The organism is Vibrio sp. Isolate33, assembly GCF_022397895.1.
GTDB classification, from domain to species: domain Bacteria; phylum Pseudomonadota; class Gammaproteobacteria; order Enterobacterales; family Vibrionaceae; genus Vibrio; species Vibrio pomeroyi.
This window is the reverse complement of record NZ_JAKEUP010000006.1, coordinates 188,872-207,376: the sequence shown is the minus strand read 5'-3', so window position 1 is coordinate 207,376 and position 18,505 is coordinate 188,872. Positions and strand designations below refer to the sequence as shown.

General features: G+C 45.3%; 17 protein-coding genes. 6 read left to right on the top strand and 11 right to left on the bottom strand.

Going from position 1 to position 18,505, the window contains the following annotated elements; genetic code table 11:
- The first annotated feature begins 163 nt into the window (after positions 1 to 163).
- Both zur and L1D37_RS12095 read left to right on the top strand, forming a co-directional pair.
- Positions 164 to 622 (top strand): zinc uptake transcriptional repressor Zur, encoded by a 459-nt coding sequence (gene zur / locus L1D37_RS12100; protein WP_026084434.1) that lies wholly within the window; start codon positions 164 to 166, stop codon positions 620 to 622.
- A gap of 17 nt (positions 623 to 639) precedes the next feature.
- A complete protein-coding gene (locus L1D37_RS12095) occupies positions 640 to 1,101 on the top strand; it encodes a chemotaxis protein CheX (protein WP_017059940.1) in 462 nt (153 codons plus the stop codon).
- Positions 1,102 to 1,258: 157 nt separating this feature from the next.
- Here the strand turns inward: L1D37_RS12095 and pgi are convergent, their stop codons facing one another.
- On the bottom strand, positions 1,259 to 2,911 hold the full coding sequence (pgi, locus tag L1D37_RS12090) for a glucose-6-phosphate isomerase (protein WP_017632690.1): 1,653 nt from the start codon (positions 2,909 to 2,911) through the stop codon (positions 1,259 to 1,261).
- Positions 2,912 to 3,237: 326 nt separating this feature from the next.
- On the opposite strand from pgi, the gene L1D37_RS12085 reads away from it, so the two are divergent.
- Positions 3,238 to 3,657, top strand: coding sequence for a secondary thiamine-phosphate synthase enzyme YjbQ (locus L1D37_RS12085; protein ID WP_239848031.1), 420 nt, complete (start codon positions 3,238 to 3,240; stop codon positions 3,655 to 3,657).
- Between the two features lie 117 nt (positions 3,658 to 3,774).
- Here the strand turns inward: L1D37_RS12085 and L1D37_RS12080 are convergent, their stop codons facing one another.
- Genes L1D37_RS12080 through L1D37_RS12070 form a run of 3 tightly spaced genes read right to left on the bottom strand, consistent with a single transcriptional unit; the run spans position 3,775 to position 7,487 of the window.
- Entirely contained in the window at positions 3,775 to 4,980 is a 1,206-nt protein-coding gene (locus L1D37_RS12080) for a BamA/TamA family outer membrane protein (RefSeq protein WP_239848030.1), read from the bottom strand.
- 23 nt (positions 4,981 to 5,003) lie between these two features.
- Positions 5,004 to 6,089 carry an alanine racemase gene (gene alr / locus L1D37_RS12075; RefSeq protein WP_239848029.1) on the bottom strand — a complete coding sequence of 362 codons (1,086 nt, stop codon included), beginning with the start codon at positions 6,087 to 6,089 and terminating at the stop codon, positions 5,004 to 5,006.
- 6 nt (positions 6,090 to 6,095) lie between these two features.
- Positions 6,096 to 7,487: a replicative DNA helicase gene (locus tag L1D37_RS12070; RefSeq protein ID WP_016767560.1), complete on the bottom strand. Its 1,392-nt coding sequence runs from the start codon at positions 7,485 to 7,487 to the stop codon at positions 6,096 to 6,098.
- A 175-nt stretch (positions 7,488 to 7,662) separates the two neighbouring features.
- On the opposite strand from L1D37_RS12070, the gene L1D37_RS12065 reads away from it, so the two are divergent.
- The gene (locus tag L1D37_RS12065; RefSeq protein WP_239848028.1) at positions 7,663 to 8,547 is read left to right on the top strand and encodes a DUF481 domain-containing protein; all 885 of its coding nucleotides are present in this window, start codon (positions 7,663 to 7,665) and stop codon (positions 8,545 to 8,547) included.
- A 201-nt stretch (positions 8,548 to 8,748) separates the two neighbouring features.
- On the opposite strand, the gene rplI is transcribed toward L1D37_RS12065, so the two are convergent.
- From rplI to rnr, 5 genes are all read right to left on the bottom strand, one after another.
- Entirely contained in the window at positions 8,749 to 9,201 is a 453-nt protein-coding gene (rplI, locus tag L1D37_RS12060) for a 50S ribosomal protein L9 (protein ID WP_017632695.1), read from the bottom strand.
- Positions 9,202 to 9,239: 38 nt separating this feature from the next.
- Positions 9,240 to 9,467 (bottom strand): 30S ribosomal protein S18, encoded by a 228-nt coding sequence (gene rpsR, locus L1D37_RS12055; protein WP_000090472.1) that lies wholly within the window; start codon positions 9,465 to 9,467, stop codon positions 9,240 to 9,242.
- A gap of 112 nt (positions 9,468 to 9,579) precedes the next feature.
- Positions 9,580 to 9,969, bottom strand: coding sequence for a 30S ribosomal protein S6 (rpsF, locus tag L1D37_RS12050; RefSeq protein ID WP_004741278.1), 390 nt, complete (start codon positions 9,967 to 9,969; stop codon positions 9,580 to 9,582).
- A 558-nt stretch (positions 9,970 to 10,527) separates the two neighbouring features.
- On the bottom strand, positions 10,528 to 11,268 hold the full coding sequence (gene rlmB / locus L1D37_RS12045) for a 23S rRNA (guanosine(2251)-2'-O)-methyltransferase RlmB (protein WP_017632696.1): 741 nt from the start codon (positions 11,266 to 11,268) through the stop codon (positions 10,528 to 10,530).
- A gap of 187 nt (positions 11,269 to 11,455) precedes the next feature.
- Positions 11,456 to 13,957, bottom strand: coding sequence for a ribonuclease R (rnr, locus tag L1D37_RS12040; protein WP_176680796.1), 2,502 nt, complete (start codon positions 13,955 to 13,957; stop codon positions 11,456 to 11,458).
- 248 nt (positions 13,958 to 14,205) lie between these two features.
- Between rnr and L1D37_RS12035 the strand changes: the two genes are divergently transcribed.
- Positions 14,206 to 15,615, top strand: a complete 1,410-nt coding sequence (locus tag L1D37_RS12035) for an amidohydrolase (RefSeq protein ID WP_239848027.1) — start codon at positions 14,206 to 14,208, stop codon at positions 15,613 to 15,615.
- A 145-nt stretch (positions 15,616 to 15,760) separates the two neighbouring features.
- Here L1D37_RS12035 and L1D37_RS12030 read toward each other — a convergent pair whose 3' ends face one another.
- Both L1D37_RS12030 and L1D37_RS12025 read right to left on the bottom strand, forming a co-directional pair.
- Positions 15,761 to 16,396 (bottom strand): tetratricopeptide repeat protein, encoded by a 636-nt coding sequence (locus tag L1D37_RS12030; RefSeq protein ID WP_017632699.1) that lies wholly within the window; start codon positions 16,394 to 16,396, stop codon positions 15,761 to 15,763.
- A gap of 298 nt (positions 16,397 to 16,694) precedes the next feature.
- Positions 16,695 to 18,011, bottom strand: a complete 1,317-nt coding sequence (locus L1D37_RS12025; RefSeq protein ID WP_010434108.1) for an adenylosuccinate synthase — start codon at positions 18,009 to 18,011, stop codon at positions 16,695 to 16,697.
- Positions 18,012 to 18,183: 172 nt separating this feature from the next.
- Here L1D37_RS12025 and L1D37_RS12020 point away from each other — a divergent pair, with 172 nt between their 5' ends.
- Positions 18,184 to 18,372, top strand: a complete 189-nt coding sequence (locus L1D37_RS12020) for a DUF2065 domain-containing protein (RefSeq protein ID WP_010434105.1) — start codon at positions 18,184 to 18,186, stop codon at positions 18,370 to 18,372.
- Positions 18,373 to 18,505: the final 133 nt, after the last annotated feature.

Here is an 18,505-nt window from a genome sequence, read left to right as displayed (position 1 = left end):
CTCACTAATCAGTTATGCCTTGAGTCACACTGTCATTTTGAGTTACCTTGTCTTATTCAAAGTCGTGGGTCACAATACGCTCTGTACCTGACTTTAATAGAAATCATTGGTCCCCAAAACGTAGTAACCTAGAAATAGAGTTTGAATAGGGATGGCCGATTGAATGGTGAAAAATTTGGACCACACATTAATAGAGCAAGTTGAAGGGATATGCGCATCGCGAGGTGTTAGATTAACGCCTCAGAGAAAGCGAGTGTTTGAGCTCATTCTCTCTAATAAAAAAGCCTCCAGTGCTTATGAATTGTTAGAGCAGTTGAAAGTCAGTGAACCACAAGCCAAACCACCTACGGTTTATCGCGCTTTAGATTTCTTGTTAGAACAAGGTTTCATTCACCGAGTTGAGTCAACCAATAGCTTTATATGCTGCTGTTCTTGCAATGCCGACAAACATTTCTCTCAACTACTGATCTGCGATAAATGTGGCACTGTGATAGAACTGCAAGACGATGCGCTTGTCACTCTACTCGCGAGTAACGCTGAGAAGCATGGCTTTCAATTGACCAATCATGTCATTGAATCACATGGCATTTGCCAAAGCTGCTCCTCTGAGATGAAAGAATAAGATTATAGAAGAACATTATGCGCGCTGAATTTGTAAACCCGTTTTTAGCTTCTTTGATGAACGTATTAAAAACGATGGCTTCTCTAGAATTGAAGCCACAAAAACCAAGAGTGAAGAAAGATGAAATCGCTCGTGGTGATGTATCTGGCCTGATCGGTATGGTGGGTACACAGTCTCGTGGTTCGATGTCGATCACCTTTGATGAAGGTCTCGCTCTCGAAATCATGGAAAACATGCTAGGTGAACGACCAAACGGCCTCAACGAAGAAGTGACCGATATGGTGGGTGAAATCACTAACATGGTAACAGGCGGTGCAAAACGTATTCTTGCAGAAAGCGGTTTTGACTTCGACATGGCAACGCCAATCGTGGTTTCAGGTAAAGGCCACACGATTCGTCACAAGTGTGATGGGGCAATCATCATCATGCCTTTCTCATCTCAATGGGGTAATGCCTTCATCGAGATCTGCTTCGAATAAAAGTCGCCACTACGAATATTTAGAAGGCTGACGCTGTATTTAAGAGGCTGACAGGTATGTCAGCTTTTTTATTACCTGAGATTCAACCCTTGCTTACTCTACAGATACAAAAACGCCAACCCGAAGGTTGGCGTTTCTTTTTAGTCTATCAACTCAATTAAGCTTTAAGTGCTTTAAATGCGTTGATTAGACCGTTAGTTGAGCTGTCGTGAGACGTTACTTGTGCGTCGTCAGCAAGCTCTGGAAGAATTTGGTTTGCTAGTTGCTTACCAAGTTCTACGCCCCATTGGTCGAAACTAAAGATGTTCCAGATAACGCCTTGAACAAAGATCTTGTGCTCGTACATCGCAATTAGATTACCTAAAGAGCGAGGGTTGATTTGCTTAACAAGAATTGAGTTAGTTGGGCGGTTACCTTCAAATACTTTGAAAGGTACTAGCTCAGCTACTTCTTCAGCTGTTTTGCCCGCCGCTAGGAATTCAGCTTCTACTGTCTCTTTTGTCTTACCGAAAGCAAGTGCTTCAGTTTGAGCAAAGAAGTTAGACATCAGCTTCTGGTGGTGATCAGACGCTGGGTTGTGGCTGATAGCAGGCGCGATGAAGTCTGATGGGATCAGCTTAGTGCCTTGGTGAATCAGTTGGTAGAAAGCGTGCTGGCCGTTTGTACCTGGTTCACCCCAGATGATAGGACCTGTTTGGTACTCTACTGGGTTGCCTTCACGGTCTACAAACTTACCGTTCGACTCCATGTTGCCTTGCTGGAAGTACGCAGCGAAACGATGCATGTATTGGTCGTAAGGTAGAATTGCTTCCGACTCAGCGCCGTGGAAGTTGTTGTACCAAATACCGATAAGCGCAAGGATTACTGGAATGTTGCTTTCAAACTCAGTTGAAGCAAAGTGGTTATCCATCTCGTGAGCACCTTCTAGTAGCTCAACGAAGTTATCGAAGCCTACAGAAAGAGAAATAGAAAGACCGATCGCAGACCATAGTGAGTAGCGACCACCAACCCAGTCCCAGAATTCGAACATGTTGTCAGTATCGATACCAAACTCAGCTACCGCAGTTGCGTTAGTTGACAGTGCTGCGAAGTGTTTAGCAACGTGTGCGTTGTCACCCGCTTCAGCCAAGAACCAATCACGTGCAGAGTGCGCGTTCGTCATTGTTTCTTGAGTAGTGAATGTTTTAGATGCAACTAGGAATAACGTTGTTTCTGGGTTTAGAGGCTTAAGTGTCTCAACAATGTGAGTGCCATCTACGTTAGAAACGAAGTGCATGTTTAGGCGAGTTTTGTATGGTGTTAGCGCTTCAGTCACCATGTATGGACCAAGGTCCGAACCGCCGATACCGATGTTTACTACATCAGTGATCTCTTTACCTGTGTAACCTTTCCACTCACCAGAAACGATGCGGTGCGTGAACAGTTCCATTTTTGCTAGTACAGCGTTAACAGCTGGCATTACGTCTTTGCCATCAACCATTACTGGGTTGTCGCTACGGTTACGCAGAGCTGTGTGAAGTACTGAACGGCCTTCAGTCTTGTTGATTGCATCACCGCCAAACATCGCTTCAATTGCAGACTTAACTTCAGTCTCGTTTGCAAGAGCAAATAGGTGCTGCATAGTCTCAGCGTCGATTAGGTTCTTAGAGTAATCCACTAAGATGTCTGAACCGAAGCGAGTAGAAAAGCTCTCGAAACGCTTTGCATCTTGAGCAAATAGCTCTTTCATATCCATATCTTGAGCAGACTCAAAATGTGCAGTTAGAGCTTTCCACGCTTGTGTTTGCGTTGGGTTGATATTTTTCAACATGGTATCTATCCCGATGTTACTGTAGGTTTTATTCTAAACGTCACCTGGGTGATGAATAGAACCCCCGATTAGGCGAAAGTTTATATTTTTCTGTGATGACCAAACCGCATCACCACTGAAAGATTCTTTGTAATTTTTTTTCACGACGTATTATGCCGTATATGAAGAGCTGCACCTTGAGATAAATCAGGATTCGAATTCCTGACAGAAAGATCGGAGCAGACTCTAGCTCTAACATAATTAAATGTGAGCGAGACCTGATAAATTCAAGTTCAAAAGATAGCGTTAAACCACTTTTTTTCCAAATACATTATAAAGGATGGCGTATGTGGATTCAGAAGACTATACACCTAAATGCACGAAAGCGTGGATTCCATCTCATTACTGATGAAATTGAACAACAGATACACGATATCAATTCTCTATCTGTTGGTTTATTACATCTCTTTATTCAGCATACCTCTGCCAGCCTAACGCTGAATGAGAACGCCGATCCGACTGTCCGTAGCGATATGGAATCGCACTTCAATAAGTTTGTCCCAGAGCGAGCACCCTACTACAGACACACCTATGAGGGCGATGATGATATGCCAGCTCACATTAAAGCATCGACACTTGGCAACTGTGTGACAATCCCTATCACCAACGGTCGTTTAGCTTTGGGAACATGGCAGGGTATTTACTTAGGTGAACATCGAGATTGTGGTGGAAGCCGAACAGTAATTGCTACGATTCAAGGTAAGTAGGCTGCTTGAAAGCTAGGTCTCTTAAATAAAAACAATATCTTATTAATAAAAAAGAGTGGTGTGTTTCCACTACCACTCTGATAAAAATAGTATTAGGCCTGCTGTAGGCCAAATGCTTTAGAAGGGCTGGTTTATCATAACCCTAAAGGTCCCTTCATCGCCGCCTCGTGCTAATTCCGCACGAACAACAATGCCTTCCACTTGGAAACGAACCGCGCCGCCAAGGCTCCATTTCATATCCGTGTGCAGTGTTTTGATATCGTACTCATCCGCAACGCGCCCTACTTCGGCAAACGCTACCCATTGCCACCAAGGCAAATCGTAGTAGTTAATCAGCGGAATATCTCCCAATGGCTGCCAATCTGGAAGCACTCGATATTCTGCAGAGTAATGTACCGCCGAACGTCCATGGTAGCGACCTCCGGTATAGCCGCGTAAGCGATATAAACCACCCAGTCTAGCTTGCTCCGTTTCCGGTGGACGAGCACAGTCTTGACTAGAACAGTTATCCCAAGTTGGTGTATCAGCCGTATAGAAATCAAATGCCACGACTTGTTGGTCGAACAGATCCCCTAACGGACCTAAAGCGAAATACTGACTATTTTGGAAGGCCCACTTCAACCACAAGTCATCATCAGACCAACTATCGGCACCGGTGGTGAACTCAAGATTAGTATGAGAACCTTTGGTTGGGTTACGTGTGCTATCACGGTTATCCCAATCAAACGCTAAACTAAAGCCTGTTGCTTCTTCAGTGTTATTCAAACCTTCTAGCTCACGAGCGGTATAAAAAGGCGTGAAGATAATCGAGCTAACACCCGACTCGACTGGCGAAGCAAAACTCACATCTTTGATTGGCTGAAAAGCGCCAAGCAAACCATGCTCTGCAACATTGCCCCAAGGCAGCAAATACTTAAATTCGAACTGATAGTTTTGTTCTAGACCATCGGCAATGGTTTTGTCATCGATAGATGAATCGTTATCGCCTTGAGAGCCAATGTAATACGGATTGTCGTTAAAGCACGCTTGATACATCTGAGTGCTAAACAACACGTTCTCAGACAAGGCATAGTTAAACGCAGAGAGAAAACCAACATAGCTGTCTTTGTCAGAATAAAGCGCCATACCAAACAGAGCAGCTTGAGGTTGCCAAACACCCTTTGCGACACCCGCAACACCAAAGGTATTGCCCATGGTTTCAGTGCTGAAATAGAAAGGGACAAAAGCGGTATCTTTTTCTTCACTTAAGGCTGAAGAAGAAAAGCTAACACCGAGTAATGCCATTGCTGACATTAACCAGTGTCGAGTCGTTCGCTTGAACATAATTTACCTTACAAGACCCATAGCTACTTCACATACTCCATCGCAACACGAGAAGTCAGCTTAGTGACCAACTCATAAGCGATAGTGCCAATATGTTCCGCCACTTCTTCTGAAGGTAAATCTTTACCCCATAGCGTCGCTTCATCACCCACTTGATCGATCGCATCAGGGCCTAAGTCGACCGTTAACATATCCATCGATACTCGGCCTGCGATAGGCACCTTTCTACCGTTAACGAACACTGGCGTGCCGTTAGGTGCAGTGCGAGGGTAACCATCGCCATAACCAATTGCGATTACACCAACTTTAGTATCACGTTTACTGGTCCAGTTACCGCCATAACCCACGCTTTCACCCGCTTTAACATCACGAACGGCAATCAGGTGCGAGGTAAGAGTCATCACAGGCATAAAGCCAAGCTCTTGTGCTGATTTATCAACAAACGGCGATACACCGTAAGAGATGATACCAGGGCGAACCCAATCAAGGTGGCTATCAGGCCAAGCTAACAAACCAGCAGAAGCTGCCAGTGAGCGCTCACCCTCACAGCCTTCAGTCAAAGACAGAAATAATTCAGTCTGTTGCTCTGTGGTTGCTTTGTCTAACTCATCAGCACAGCCAAAGTGGCTCATGTAGCGCAAAGGCTTAGCCACGTTAGGGCACTGATGCAGGCGCTCAACGAAATCTTGATATTGTTCAGAACGAACACCCAAGCGATGCATGCCGCTATCAACTTTCAGCCACACCACAACGGGTGATTCAAGAACCGAGTTTTCTAGGGCGCTCAGTTGCTCTTCACAATGCACCACGGTTTGGATGTTATTGGTCACCAATATTGGTAAATCACCTGACGAGTAAAAACCCTCAAGCAATAGAACAGGTTGAACAATGCCACCAGCACGCAGTTGTAAGGCTTCTTCAATACGAGCCACACCAAACGCATCTGAGTTTTTCGAATGTTTAGCAATATGCAGTAAGCCGTGTCCGTAGCCATTCGCTTTCACAACCGACATGACTTTACATTGCGGAGCCTTCGACTTTATTTGACGAAGGTTATGTTCCAACGCACTAAGATCAATGCTTGCCGTCGCTGCTTTCATATACGTCATTAACGATTACTCATCATCAAATGCAGGACCTGCATAGTTATCAAATCGGGAATGTTGACCTTGGAATGTCAGACGAACCGAACCGATAGGACCGTTACGCTGCTTACCAAGGATGATCTCAGCAATGCCCTTTAGTGAGCTATCTGGGTTATAAACCTCATCTCGATAGATAAACATGATCAAATCGGCATCTTGCTCGATCGAACCTGATTCACGCAAATCCGAGTTTACTGGGCGCTTATCAGCACGTTGCTCTAGGGAACGGTTAAGCTGAGAAAGTGCGACAACCGGAACGTTCAGTTCTTTCGCTAGCGCTTTCAATGAACGAGAGATCTCGGCGATTTCAAGAGTACGGTTATCAGACAAAGAAGGAACACGCATTAATTGAAGGTAATCTATCATGATCATAGAGATACCATCGTGTTCACGAGCAATACGTCGAGCACGAGAACGTACTTCGGTTGGCGTTAGACCCGAGCTATCATCGATATACATATTCTTCTTATCCATCAGAATACCCATACTCGATGAGATACGAGCCCAATCTTCATCGTCCAATTGACCGGTACGAATCTTGGTTTGGTCTACGCGAGAAAGTGACGCAAGCATACGCATCATCAGCTGTTCAGCTGGCATCTCTAGCGAGAAGATTAATACGGGCTTATCTTGCTTCATCGCCGCGTTTTCACACAGGTTCATCGCAAAGGTCGTTTTACCCATCGATGGACGCGCAGCGACAATGATTAAGTCAGAACCTTGTAGGCCAGCGGTCTTTTTATTGAGGTCGTTGAAACCCGTATCGACACCTGTCACACCATCTTGTGGCGTTTTATATAGGATTTCGATACGTTCTAGTGTTTTCTCTAGAATGCTATCAACGTTTTGCGGACCTTCGTTTTCACTAGCACGGCCTTCAGCAATCGCGAAGACTTTACTTTCAGCAAGGTCAACCAGCTCTTCCGAAGTACGACCTTGTGGATCATAACCGGAATCCGCAATCTCATTTGCCACACCAATTAAGCTACGAACCAATGCACGCTGTGCCACGATATCCGCATAAGCATTGATGTTTGCTGCACTTGGCGTGTTTTTAGCTAAATCAGCTAGGTAAGCGAAGCCACCGACTTCTTCAAGTTGCTCACGTAGCTCTAGGTGTTCAGAGAGTGTAATAAGATCCAGAGGAGAGCTCTCTTCAAGGATATCTTTTACCGCTTCAAAGATCAGACGGTGAGGACGACTATAAAAGTCTTTGGCCACAACCTTTTCGGCAACCGTATCCCAGCGTTCGTTATCCAATAACAAACCGCCAATCACAGATTGCTCAGCTTCTAATGAATGTGGCGGGACCTTGATGGCGTCCACCTGATCGTTGGCTGATTTCTGACTTTTGGTATCCACTATGACTACACTCAATAACTAATAATGATCGTTCATTATACCCAAGAACACTCATTTGTAATCCGATCCTATGAGTTTGTTTTATTCTTCAGGAAGAATTTACTTATTGCTGACGGAATTAACCAAGGGTAGCATTACGATCCTTCCATTCATTCACTGTATAACTGAGGTATGCGTGTCCAAATTATTGGCTCTGAGCACTGGTCTTCTAAGCACTAGTCTCCTGAGCACTCCGATGGCCTTCGCTGATGATGCTAAAGGCTCTGTTGATGCAATCCTCGACTCTATAGTAGTACCAGAACCTACTGCTGAGCCGATCGTCGTTGCACCGACACCTGAAGAAAAAGATATGGATATCGCACCAAGTGATACAAGTGACACAGAACTGCCAAGCCCCCTCAAAACTGAAGTCGAATTTGGATATCAGTCGCATACTGGTAATTCTGATTCACGTTCATTGAATGCACGCCTAAACGGTGAGTACACGGCTGGCCGTCACAGAACCAGTGGCGAATGGAAATACTACAACCTCTACAAAGACGGTGAAGAAGATAAAAGGCAATCGACTTACTCTGCTCAGAGTGACTACAAGTTAAGCCCTAAAACCTATCTTTACGGCAGCTTTAAAGGTGTCGATTCTCGGTACAGCGCTTACTTTAAGGACTACACCGTTTCGAGCGGTCTGGGTTACCAATTTTCGAATACCGAAGAGTTTGTATTGGAAGTCGAAGTGGGCCCGGGTTTTCGTTACCAGGAGCCGAATCTCGATGAGCTAGACGATGATGACATCATCTTCCCTGAGATTGTTGAAGAAGCAATTTTCCGAGGTAACGTGAATACGTCTTGGCAGGTATTGAAGAACTTGCAGCTCAAAGCGGATGTGACGCTGGTGTCTGGTCACAGTAACCTAAAGTTTGATACCGAACTCGAGGCCATCAACGATATTACTGACAATATCGCACTTAAGATCGCTCACTCTCGCCAATACCACGATAAGGTACCTGAGGGGTTAAGCAAAGAAGACTCTGTACTGTCTATTAACCTGCTCTTCCAATTCTAATCTTAAGACCAACTTTAACCTCAAGAGCAATTCCAATCTTAACTGCACTGCCTGTTCAGCAATAAGAGCTTATGGATCACCATAGGCTTTTTGCTTACTTTAACCTTCCCTGATGTTTCCTATATTCCAGACATAAAAAAACACCAGCCGAAGCTGGTGTTTAAAACTTTCATAAAGAAAGAATTCGTCTTGGTACTGAAATTACTCAGCTGCAACGATAGCGATTTTCGCAGTAGCAAAAACTTCAGAGTGAAGTTGGATGCTTACTTCGAATTCGCCGATGTTACGTAGAGCGCCTTCAGGTAGGCGTACTTCGCTCTTAGCTACTGCAACACCTGCCGCTGTAATAGCGTCAGCGATGTCACGAGTACCGATAGAACCGAATAGTTTACCTTCGTCACCAGCTTTAGAAGCGATTGAAACGCCTTCTAGAGTGTTAACGCTCTCTGCACGAGCTTCAGCAGCAGCTAGTTGCTCAGCAACTTTAGCTTCTAGTTCAGCACGACGAGTTTCGAACATAGCAACGTTGTCTTTAGTTGCCATAACTGCTTTACCCTGTGGGATAAGGAAGTTACGAGCGTAACCAGATTTAACGTTTACTTGGTCGCCAAGGCCACCTAGGTTACCGATCTTATCAAGTAGAATAACTTGCATTATCTTAGTCCTCTTAAACTATTATTAACTATTACCGATTACTGATGCTTGTCAGTGTACGGTAGTAGAGCTAGGTAACGAGAACGCTTGATAGCGCGAGCTAGTTGACGCTGGTACTTAGCGCTTGTACCAGTGATACGGCTAGGTACGATTTTACCAGCTTCAGTGATGTAGTTTTTAAGAGTTGCTACGTCTTTGTAGTCAATCTCTTGTACGCCTTCTGCAGTGAAACGGCAGAATTTACGACGACGGAAGAAACGAGCCATGGGCTATCTCCTGATCTTAAATTTAGTAAAGCGGTCTTTCACAATTATCGAAATAACTATCAACGACCTAAAACAAGTTGAGAATTTTTTAAGGCATTAAGCCAAAAAAGAATTACTCAGCAGCTGCTTCTGGTTTAGCTTCTGTACGCTCTTCACGACGAGGAGCACGCTCTGCACGCTCTTCTTTTTGCTTAAGCATAATAGATTGCTCAGTCACAGCGCCTTTAGTGCGCATGATCATGTTACGTAGAACTGCATCGTTGAAACGGAAAGCAGTTTCTAGCTCGTCAATCACTTCTTGACCAGCTTCAACGTTCATAAGAACGTAGTGAGCTTTGTGAAGCTTGTTGATTGGGTAAGCCATTTGACGACGACCCCAGTCTTCTAGACGGTGGATAGTACCGCCAGCTTCAGTGATAGAACCAGTGTAACGCTCGATCATGCCAGCAACTTGCTCGCTTTGATCAGGGTGAACCATGAATACGATTTCGTAATGACGCATTTGGTTGCTCCTTACGGATTATTAGCTTCCACGAGTGGCCCGGTCGTCCAGAGGAAGCAAGGAACTAAAGATAAATGACCGAGTTTTAAGGACGGCAAATATTATAGAAAGAACCCTGTATTGGCAAGCGGTATTTGGCGAATAATGAAACAGTTTTTCTTTCGCCATTTAGGGGCTGTTAATCTTTCGAGCTGGCTTTTGCAGCTCTTTGTGGGAAATTTATACAAGACAGAGGCTTTGACGTGTAGCTAGCCTACATAAAAAGCCGATAACGCAGTAGAAATGAGCCACAAAGGCTGCCCGAAGGGTTCGGCTAAAATCGTTTTATGCTTTGTTGAAGAATATTTGCTTAGAATGACTAGGCTACATAATCTTCGCCGCGCCTAAAACGATTTTATCTCGAACAAAACTCAACCACGAAAGAGCAACAACCCCTTACCATCTGTGATTCTTCCAATTTGTCACTCTACGCCTTTAAAACAAACGCCCACCAGCAAGTGGTGAGCGTTAATAAATTCATAGACTTAAAGTCGTTTTGTCTTTTAACTCAGCTTAATGCTATTGAGCTAGACGTTGACGTACCGCTTCAAACAAACAAATACCAGAAGCTACGGAAACGTTCAGGCTTGATACGCTACCAGCCATCGGGATCTTGATTAGGTCATCACAGGTTTCACGCGTTAGACGACGCATACCGTCACCTTCTGCGCCCATCACAACCGCAAGTGGGCCTGTTAGTTTTGCTTGGTAGATGTCATGCGTTGCTTCACCTGCCGTGCCCACAAACCATACGCCTTGTTCTTGCAGGGCACGCATTGTGCGAGCCAGGTTAGTTACACGTACTAGAGGAACAGTTTCAGCCGCACCACACGCTACTTTGCTAACCGTTGCCGTTAACGGCGAAGAACGATCTTTCGGTACGATAACTGCCGCCACACCCGCCGCATCCGCGTTACGCAGACAAGCACCTAGGTTGTGAGGGTCTGTTACGCCATCTAGAACTAACAATAGCGGTTGTTCGTGCTGCGCTAGGATGTCGTCTAGGTGAGTTTCGTTAAGCTGCTTAGCAGGCTTCACCTTAGCGATAATACCTTGGTGATTTGCACCTTGTGCTTTTTCATCAAGCGGCTTACGACCCATCTGTTGGATCGACACGCCGAACTGTTGCAGTTGGTTCAGTAATGGAAGAAGACGCTCGTCTTGGCGACCTTTCAGTACATACGCTTCGATAAAACGTGCTGGATCTTTTTCTAGTACGGCTTTCACCGCGTGAATACCGTAAATAAATTCGTTACTCATTGTCTCAAATTACTCTTATTGCCCAGGGGAGAGTGACGTCAAACCGACGTATTCATCTCTGTATTGTTTATTTCGAGAGTATGCATCTTCCGCCTGATACTCTCGCATTTAGATACGCTCATATAAAATGAGTGAGGCGCTATAGCTGATTTAGCACAGCGCCTTATGACCTTAAGATTTATCAGTCTTAAGACTTATCAGCCTTTGGCTTACGGGTTGCAGCACGCTTTTTCTTAGCACGCGCTTTAGCAGCTCCAGTTTTGTTCGATGACTTTTTCTTCTTAGCTGGGCCTTCGCTGCTTCCATCAGGTCGCTTAGTTGGCTCAACCAAAGGCTTCGCTGATACGCCCGGCTTATTGCTCTTCACTGCAGAACGTTTCTTGCTCTTCGCCTTTTTCATCGCTTCAGCTGCACGCTTCTTGGCTGTTTTGCCTTTACCACGCGGCTGACGATCGGTGTCTTCTAAATCAAAGTCGATTTGGCGAGTTTCTAAGTTAACCGCAGAAACCTTCACTTTAACCGAATCACCCAAGCGGTAGATGTTACCTGAGCTTTCACCTACCAGACGCTGACCAACAGCATCAAATTGGTAGTAATCGTTCGCAAGCGCTGAGATGTGTACCAAACCATCAATGTGCAGTTCAGTTAGACGCACAAAGAAACCGAAGCCTGTCACGTTGGCAATCACGCCATCCATCACTTCACCGACATGGTCTTGCATGTATTCACATTTCAGCCAGTCGTTCACTTCACGAGTAGCATCGTCTGCACGACGCTCAGTCATAGAACACTGCTCGCCGTAGAAGTCCATATCATCGAAAGTGTAGTGGTAACCACCCGTCGGCGTCCAACGTTCGCTGTTACGACCGCCTTCTTTCGCAATTAGGTACTTAATCGCACGGTGCAATAGCAAGTCAGGGTAACGACGAATCGGCGAGGTAAAGTGAGCATAGCGCTTAAGAGCTAAACCAAAGTGACCAGCGTTATCCGCGTTGTAGACTGCTTGCTTCATTGAACGCAATAGCATGGTTTGGATTAACTCACGATCTTCACGCTCGTTAATCTGTTGCATCAGTTGTGCGTAGTCTACCGGAGATGGCGACAGACCACCTTCCAGTGTTAAGCCTAATTCACTTAAGAAGCTCTTGAAGCCCATTAAGCGTTCTTCACCTGGAGTTTCGTGAACACGGTACAGAGCAGGCTCTTTCGCTTTTTCTACGTAAGACGCCGATGCGATGTTCGCAAGAATCATACATTCTTCGATGATCTTGTGTGCATCGTTACGAACAACAGGTTCAATACGGTCAATCTTGCGATCCGCATTAAAGATAAATTTGGTTTCTACCGTTTCAAATTCAATCGCGCCACGCTCATCACGAGTCTTCTTCAGCACTTTGTACATCTTGTGCAACTCTTCTAGATGCGGCACTTCTTGAACGTAACGTTCACGAAGCTCTTCGTTGCCATCTAAGATCGCGCCTACTTTGTTGTAAGTAAGACGAGCATGAGAGTTCATTACCGCTTCGTAGTGCTTGTAGCCTGATAGCTTACCTTTGTCTGAGATAGTCATCTCACACACCATACACAAACGGTCTACTTGCGGGTTCAATGAACACAGGCCATTAGAAAGTACTTCTGGCAGCATAGGCACAACTTGCGATGGGAAGTATACCGAGTTACCACGGTTAATCGCTTCTTTGTCTAGCGCAGTGTCTGGGCGAACGTAGTAACTTACGTCAGCAATTGCCACCCAAAGGCGCCAACCTCCGCCTTTCTTCGCTTCACAGAAAACGGCATCATCGAAGTCACGCGCGTCTTCGCCATCAATGGTAACCAGTGGCAGTTTACGCAGATCAACACGGCCTTCTTTTGCTTCTTCAGGAACATGTTCACCGAGGTTTTCGATTTGCTTATCAACTGCTTCAGGCCACTCTTGTGGGATCTGGTGAGTACGGATCGCGATCTGCGTTTCCATACCCGGCGCCATGTTCTCACCAAGAACTTCAGTCACTTTACCCATCATGTTACGAGAACGACCGCCACGATCCGTAATTTCAATCACAACCACATTACCCATTCGAGCTCCGCCTTTATGCTCGGTTGGGATTAGGATGTCATGACTGATACGTGAATCATCAGCAACTACGTAAGAATGACCGTACTCAAGGAAGAAACGACCAACTAACGGAGTGGTACGCTCTTCAAGTACGCGAACCAAACGACCTTCACGACGACCACGCTTACTGTTGTCTGTAGGTTGAGCCAGTACATAGTCACCATGCATGATGGTTTTCATCTGGTGATGTGGCAGCAAGATATCGTTATCTTTACCCACGCTGCCATCTGGGCGAACCCAGCCATGACCGTCTTTATGACCAATCACATAGCCTTTAATCAGCTCTAACTTTTCAGGTAGTGCGTAGCATTGGCGACGAGTAAAGACCAGTTGTCCATCACGTTCCATAGCACGTAAACGACGACGCAGCCCTTCATATTGCTCCTCGCCAGCAAGGCCAAGAGCTTCGAATAGATCGTTGCGGTTCATTGGGATATTCGCTTCTGTTAGAAACGATAGAATGAACTCTCGGCTTGGTACTGGGTTGTCGTAATTTTTCGACTCTCGGTCGGCAAAAGGGTCAACATTGGTTGTAGCTGTCGTGTTTTCTGACATCGGTGTGTTTTTTGACATAGGCGGGCCTGCTTAAGCAAGGAAGGTATATACCCCTAGTATATCTGATGCTAGAGGTAAGCTACAGATATGCTTTAGAAAACCCTCAAATAACCTCAGATTGATACATATCTTCATTTTGTGAAACATCACTTCATAGCTGCGGACTATCATCAGATTTTTAAGCAAACGATAAAACAAACGTTTGCGCCATGAATGAAATACACTATTATCCACGCACTTTACCAACTCCTGTTCTGAGTATTGATATGAAATTAAAACGCACCCTATTGGCTTCAGCTATGGCGAGCCTAGCGCTGTTCCCATTCGCAAGTTCAGCAATGGAAAAAGCTGACCTAATGATTACCGATGCGATGGTTCTCACTATGAACCAAGACAAAACGGTTTATGAGAGCGGTACAGTTGTCGTCAAAGACAACAAAATTATTGCCGTTGGTGATGCCTCATTAGAACAGCAGTACCAAGCGAAGCAAGTGTTAGACGTTGATGGTGATATTGTGATGCCGGGCCTTATCAATACTCATACTCACGTATCGATGACGGTTTTCCGTTCACTGGCCGATGATGTGCCAGACCGCCTACACCGCTACATCTTCCCACTAGAGAAGAAACTGGTATCGCGCGACATGGTACGTATTGGTGCCAACCTAGGTAACGTTGAAATGGTGAAAGGCGGTGTTACCACATACGCCGACATGTATTACTTCGAGGATGAAGTGGCAAAAACCGTCGATAAAATCGGTATGCGTGCCATTCTTGGTGAAACTGTAATTAAGTTCCCAGTTGCCGATGCTGCCAATGCGGAAGAAGGCATCAAATACGCGTTGAACTTCATTGAAGAATACAAAGATCACCCACGTATCACGCCAGCATTTGCGCCGCATGCCCCTTACACCAACACCACAGAGATCCTGCAGAAGATTTCTAAGTTGTCACTAGAGCTTGATGTACCAGTAATGATTCACCTTGCCGAGTCGCACCGTGAAGAAGAGAAAATAGCAGAACGCTCAGATGGTTTGTCTCCGGTTCAGTACATGGACAGCATCGGTGCGCTAAACAAGAACCTTGTTGGTGCACACATGATCCTTGTTGATGACCATGACATCGAACTTGTGAAGAAATCGGATATGGGTGTCGCTCATAACATGAGTGCCAACATCAAATCGGCAAAAGGCGTATCGCCAGCACTTAAGATGTATGACGAGAACGTGCGTATCGGTTTAGGTACTGATGGCCCGATGTCTGGTAATACACTGAGCACGATTGATGAGTTCAACCAAGTGGCTAAGGTTCACAAGCTAGTAAACAAAGATCGTGCAGCGATGCCGCCGATCAAAGTGATCGATATGGCGACAATGGGCGCAGCAAAAGCGCTACACATAGAAGATAAGATCGGCTCTCTTGAAACAGGTAAGCTAGCGGACATCATAGTGATCGATACTAAGGCTCCGAACATGGTGCCAGTGTACAACCCATATTCAGCGTTAGTGTATTCAGCGAACTCAGGTAATGTTCGTCACACGATCGTTGATGGCAAGATCATCATGCAAGATCGCGACATGCTAACGGTAGACGAAGATAAGATCCGCCAAGAAGCGCTCGATTTCACTAAAGTCGTTCGTGATACCGTGATTGAGTCAGGTGAAGTGGTTCAATAACACCAATAGTTAATGAACGGCTTCCCGTTGAAATCAAAAAGGCCTCGCAGGTATTCACCAGCGAGGCCTTTCTATTTCTAACTATCTTAGTCTTGGTGATTAACGAGTGCAGTAGTTAATCATCAAGCTTCAATAGCCTTCTCAATTACCAGAACACGTCTCTACGTTTCGCTCGAGCAATAATATTGTCTGGCATTCTTTGTTCTAAGCCACTTCTAAGCACAGTAATACGCTTGTGCTGTCTTTGGTCTGCGGTTACCGAGTTATATAACCAACGGTAAGCATCTTCATAATCCAGCGGGCTGCCATAGTCGCGCAACAGCAGCTCAGCTAAGTGAATACTCGCACTTAAGTTTCCCATAGACGCCGCTTCACGTAGGTACGGAATCGCGCGCTCTTTGTCTTGTTGCACCAAGGTGCCACGAGAATAATAACGTCCTAGCTGCTCAAGTGCCGCTGGTAAGCCTTGATGTGCTGCGTTTTCCATATAGTAAAGACCAAGCTCTACATCTTGTGGAACACACACGCCCCAAGCCAGCATATCACCGTATAAAAACTCATAAGAAGGCAAGCTAATACGCGTTGCACGAGCAACGATATCTTCGACTAACTGGCACTTATCAGCTTTCACTCGCTCTAGGTGTTGATTATTTTCGATTAATTTTATCAGTTCAGCTTCTGTATAGATTGGAACAGGCTCTCCCACATCAGCCAAATTAGCATGACTCAAGGGTGAGCTCAGCGCCATTATCAATGAAGCTGCTACAATTCGTAGCTTCATACCTGCACTCTATTATCTGTAGCTAAAGTTATCTATTGAGGGCGATAGACAATGTCTACACGCACCAAAACAGGGTGAACTTCACTTTCCATGATATCTGTATCGGCAATAACCTTGACGGCTTTAGACAAAACTTGCCGCTAATGGGCAATATTTTGCCAGATGGCGTTCAAAAGATCACCACCTAACGTTTCGATGCTAAATTGCAGGTATTAAAAAGCCGACTTAATAAAGTCGGCTTTTAGAAACGATTAAATTATCAAGCACTTTACGTGCTGTGGTAATCACTCAACAGGCATTATGCGCCGTATGGGTGAACCTTGATGATAGTTTCGTTACGATCTGGACCAGTTGATACGATATCAATTGGAACGCCAGTCAGGTCTTCGATACGCTTAATGTAATCTAGAGCAGCTTGTGGAAGCGCGTCGATAGATTTAGCACCAAATGTGTTTTCAGACCAACCAGGCATTGTTTCGTAGATTGGCGTCGCTTCTTCGAATGACTCAGCAGCCATTGGAGAAACTTCTAGAATAGAACCGTCTTTCATCTTGTAACCAGTACAGATTTTCAGTTCTTCTAGGCCATCTAGAACGTCTAGTTTAGTTAGACACATACCAGATAGAGAGTTGATTTGGATTGCACGACGCATAGCAACAGCATCGAACCAACCAGTACGACGTAGACGACCAGTTGTTGCGCCAAACTCGTGACCAACATCGCCTAGGTGCTTACCAACTGGGTCTTGCTTCTCAAGGCCATCGTATAGCTCAGTTGGGAATGGACCTGAACCAACACGAGTACAGTAAGCCTTAGTAATACCAAGGATGTAACCGATGTGACGAGGACCGAAACCAGAACCTGCAGCAACACCACCAGCAGTCGTGTTAGAAGACGTTACGTATGGGTAAGTACCGTGGTCGATATCTAGTAGCGTACCTTGAGCACCTTCGAACATGATCTTGTCGCCGCGCTTACGTGCTGCGTCTAGTTCGTCAGTTACGTCGATAACCATCGCAGTTAACATGTCTGCGTAGCTCATCGCTTGCTCAAGAACTTCTTCGTAGCTTACTGTTTCAGCTTTGTAGAAGTGCTCTAGTTGGAAGTTGTGGAATTCCATAACTTCTTTTAGCTTCTCAGCAAATGCTTCTTTATCGAAAAGGTCGCCAACGCGTAAACCGCGACGAGCAACTTTATCTTCGTAAGCAGGACCGATACCACGACCCGTTGTACCGATAGCTTTAGCGCCACGAGCGATTTCACGCGCGTTGTCGATAGCAATGTGGTACGGAAGAATTAGAGGACAAGCTTCAGAGATGAAAAGACGTTCACGTACTGGAATACCGCGATCTTCAAGAGGCTTCATTTCTTTAAGAAGTGCGTCAGGCGATAATACTACACCGTTACCAATAACACATTTAACGTTATTACGTAGGATGCCTGATGGAATTAAGTGAAGAACGGTTTTTTCACCGTCAATTACAAGTGTGTGACCTGCATTGTGACCGCCTTGGTAGCGAACCACGTATTTTGCATCTTCAGTTAAAAGGTCAACGATTTTACCTTTACCTTCATCACCCCATTGGGTGCCTAGAACGACTACGTTATTTCCCATCTTTCCAATTTCTGTTGCTAATTAAAAATGGATTCTAGCACTGAATCACACTTCTTGCAGTCACTTTTTGTTCATAAACGTTAACGCTGTACAAAATTAAACCAGCGATATTCGAGCGAAGATGTGTAAAGATACTGATATCATTGTGTTTTTACAGACAAAAGGCAGAAGCATGTCTCAATCAATTTGGCTCGCTATTGGGCTTGTTCTTATCGTCGAAGGGCTTGGTCCCTTAATTGCGCCCAATGGTTGGAGAAACATGGTCGCTCAACTCAGTGAGCAGCCAGACACTCAACTGCGCCGTATCGGTGGCTGCCTTGTTGTTGCGGGAGCGGTTATCGCGTTCATGACTTACCGTTAGGCTTTCTCAAAGCACAACACTACTGAGCGGCTCCCCTGAGATTCCAAAACAGTGAATGATCAGCTGCCAGAAAACAAAAAGGCTCCCATGATGGGAGCCTTTTTAATTTTAGTGTATTTCGCTACTTGAACTA

Bases quoted from the DNA above. Each gene is read 5' to 3' on its own strand.
- L1D37_RS12095 (WP_017059940.1), top strand. From the start codon at position 640: ATGCGCGCTGAATTTGTAAACCCGTTTTTAGCTTCTTTGATGAACGTA.
- rpsR (WP_000090472.1), bottom strand. From the start codon at position 9,467: ATGGCTCGTTTCTTCCGTCGTCGTAAATTCTGCCGTTTCACTGCAGAA.
- L1D37_RS12085 (WP_239848031.1), top strand. From the start codon at position 3,238: ATGTGGATTCAGAAGACTATACACCTAAATGCACGAAAGCGTGGATTC.
- zur (WP_026084434.1), top strand. From the start codon at position 164: ATGGTGAAAAATTTGGACCACACATTAATAGAGCAAGTTGAAGGGATA.
- alr (WP_239848029.1), bottom strand. From the start codon at position 6,089: ATGACGTATATGAAAGCAGCGACGGCAAGCATTGATCTTAGTGCGTTG.
- rpsF (WP_004741278.1), bottom strand. From the start codon at position 9,969: ATGCGTCATTACGAAATCGTATTCATGGTTCACCCTGATCAAAGCGAG.
- rlmB (WP_017632696.1), bottom strand. From the start codon at position 11,268: ATGAGTAACGAATTTATTTACGGTATTCACGCGGTGAAAGCCGTACTA.
- L1D37_RS12030 (WP_017632699.1), bottom strand. From the start codon at position 16,396: ATGAAGCTACGAATTGTAGCAGCTTCATTGATAATGGCGCTGAGCTCA.
- rplI (WP_017632695.1), bottom strand. From the start codon at position 9,201: ATGCAAGTTATTCTACTTGATAAGATCGGTAACCTAGGTGGCCTTGGC.
- L1D37_RS12025 (WP_010434108.1), bottom strand. From the start codon at position 18,011: ATGGGAAATAACGTAGTCGTTCTAGGCACCCAATGGGGTGATGAAGGT.
- L1D37_RS12035 (WP_239848027.1), top strand. From the start codon at position 14,206: ATGAAATTAAAACGCACCCTATTGGCTTCAGCTATGGCGAGCCTAGCG.
- L1D37_RS12020 (WP_010434105.1), top strand. From the start codon at position 18,184: ATGTCTCAATCAATTTGGCTCGCTATTGGGCTTGTTCTTATCGTCGAA.
- L1D37_RS12080 (WP_239848030.1), bottom strand. From the start codon at position 4,980: ATGTTCAAGCGAACGACTCGACACTGGTTAATGTCAGCAATGGCATTA.
- rnr (WP_176680796.1), bottom strand. From the start codon at position 13,957: ATGTCAAAAAACACACCGATGTCAGAAAACACGACAGCTACAACCAAT.
- pgi (WP_017632690.1), bottom strand. From the start codon at position 2,911: ATGTTGAAAAATATCAACCCAACGCAAACACAAGCGTGGAAAGCTCTA.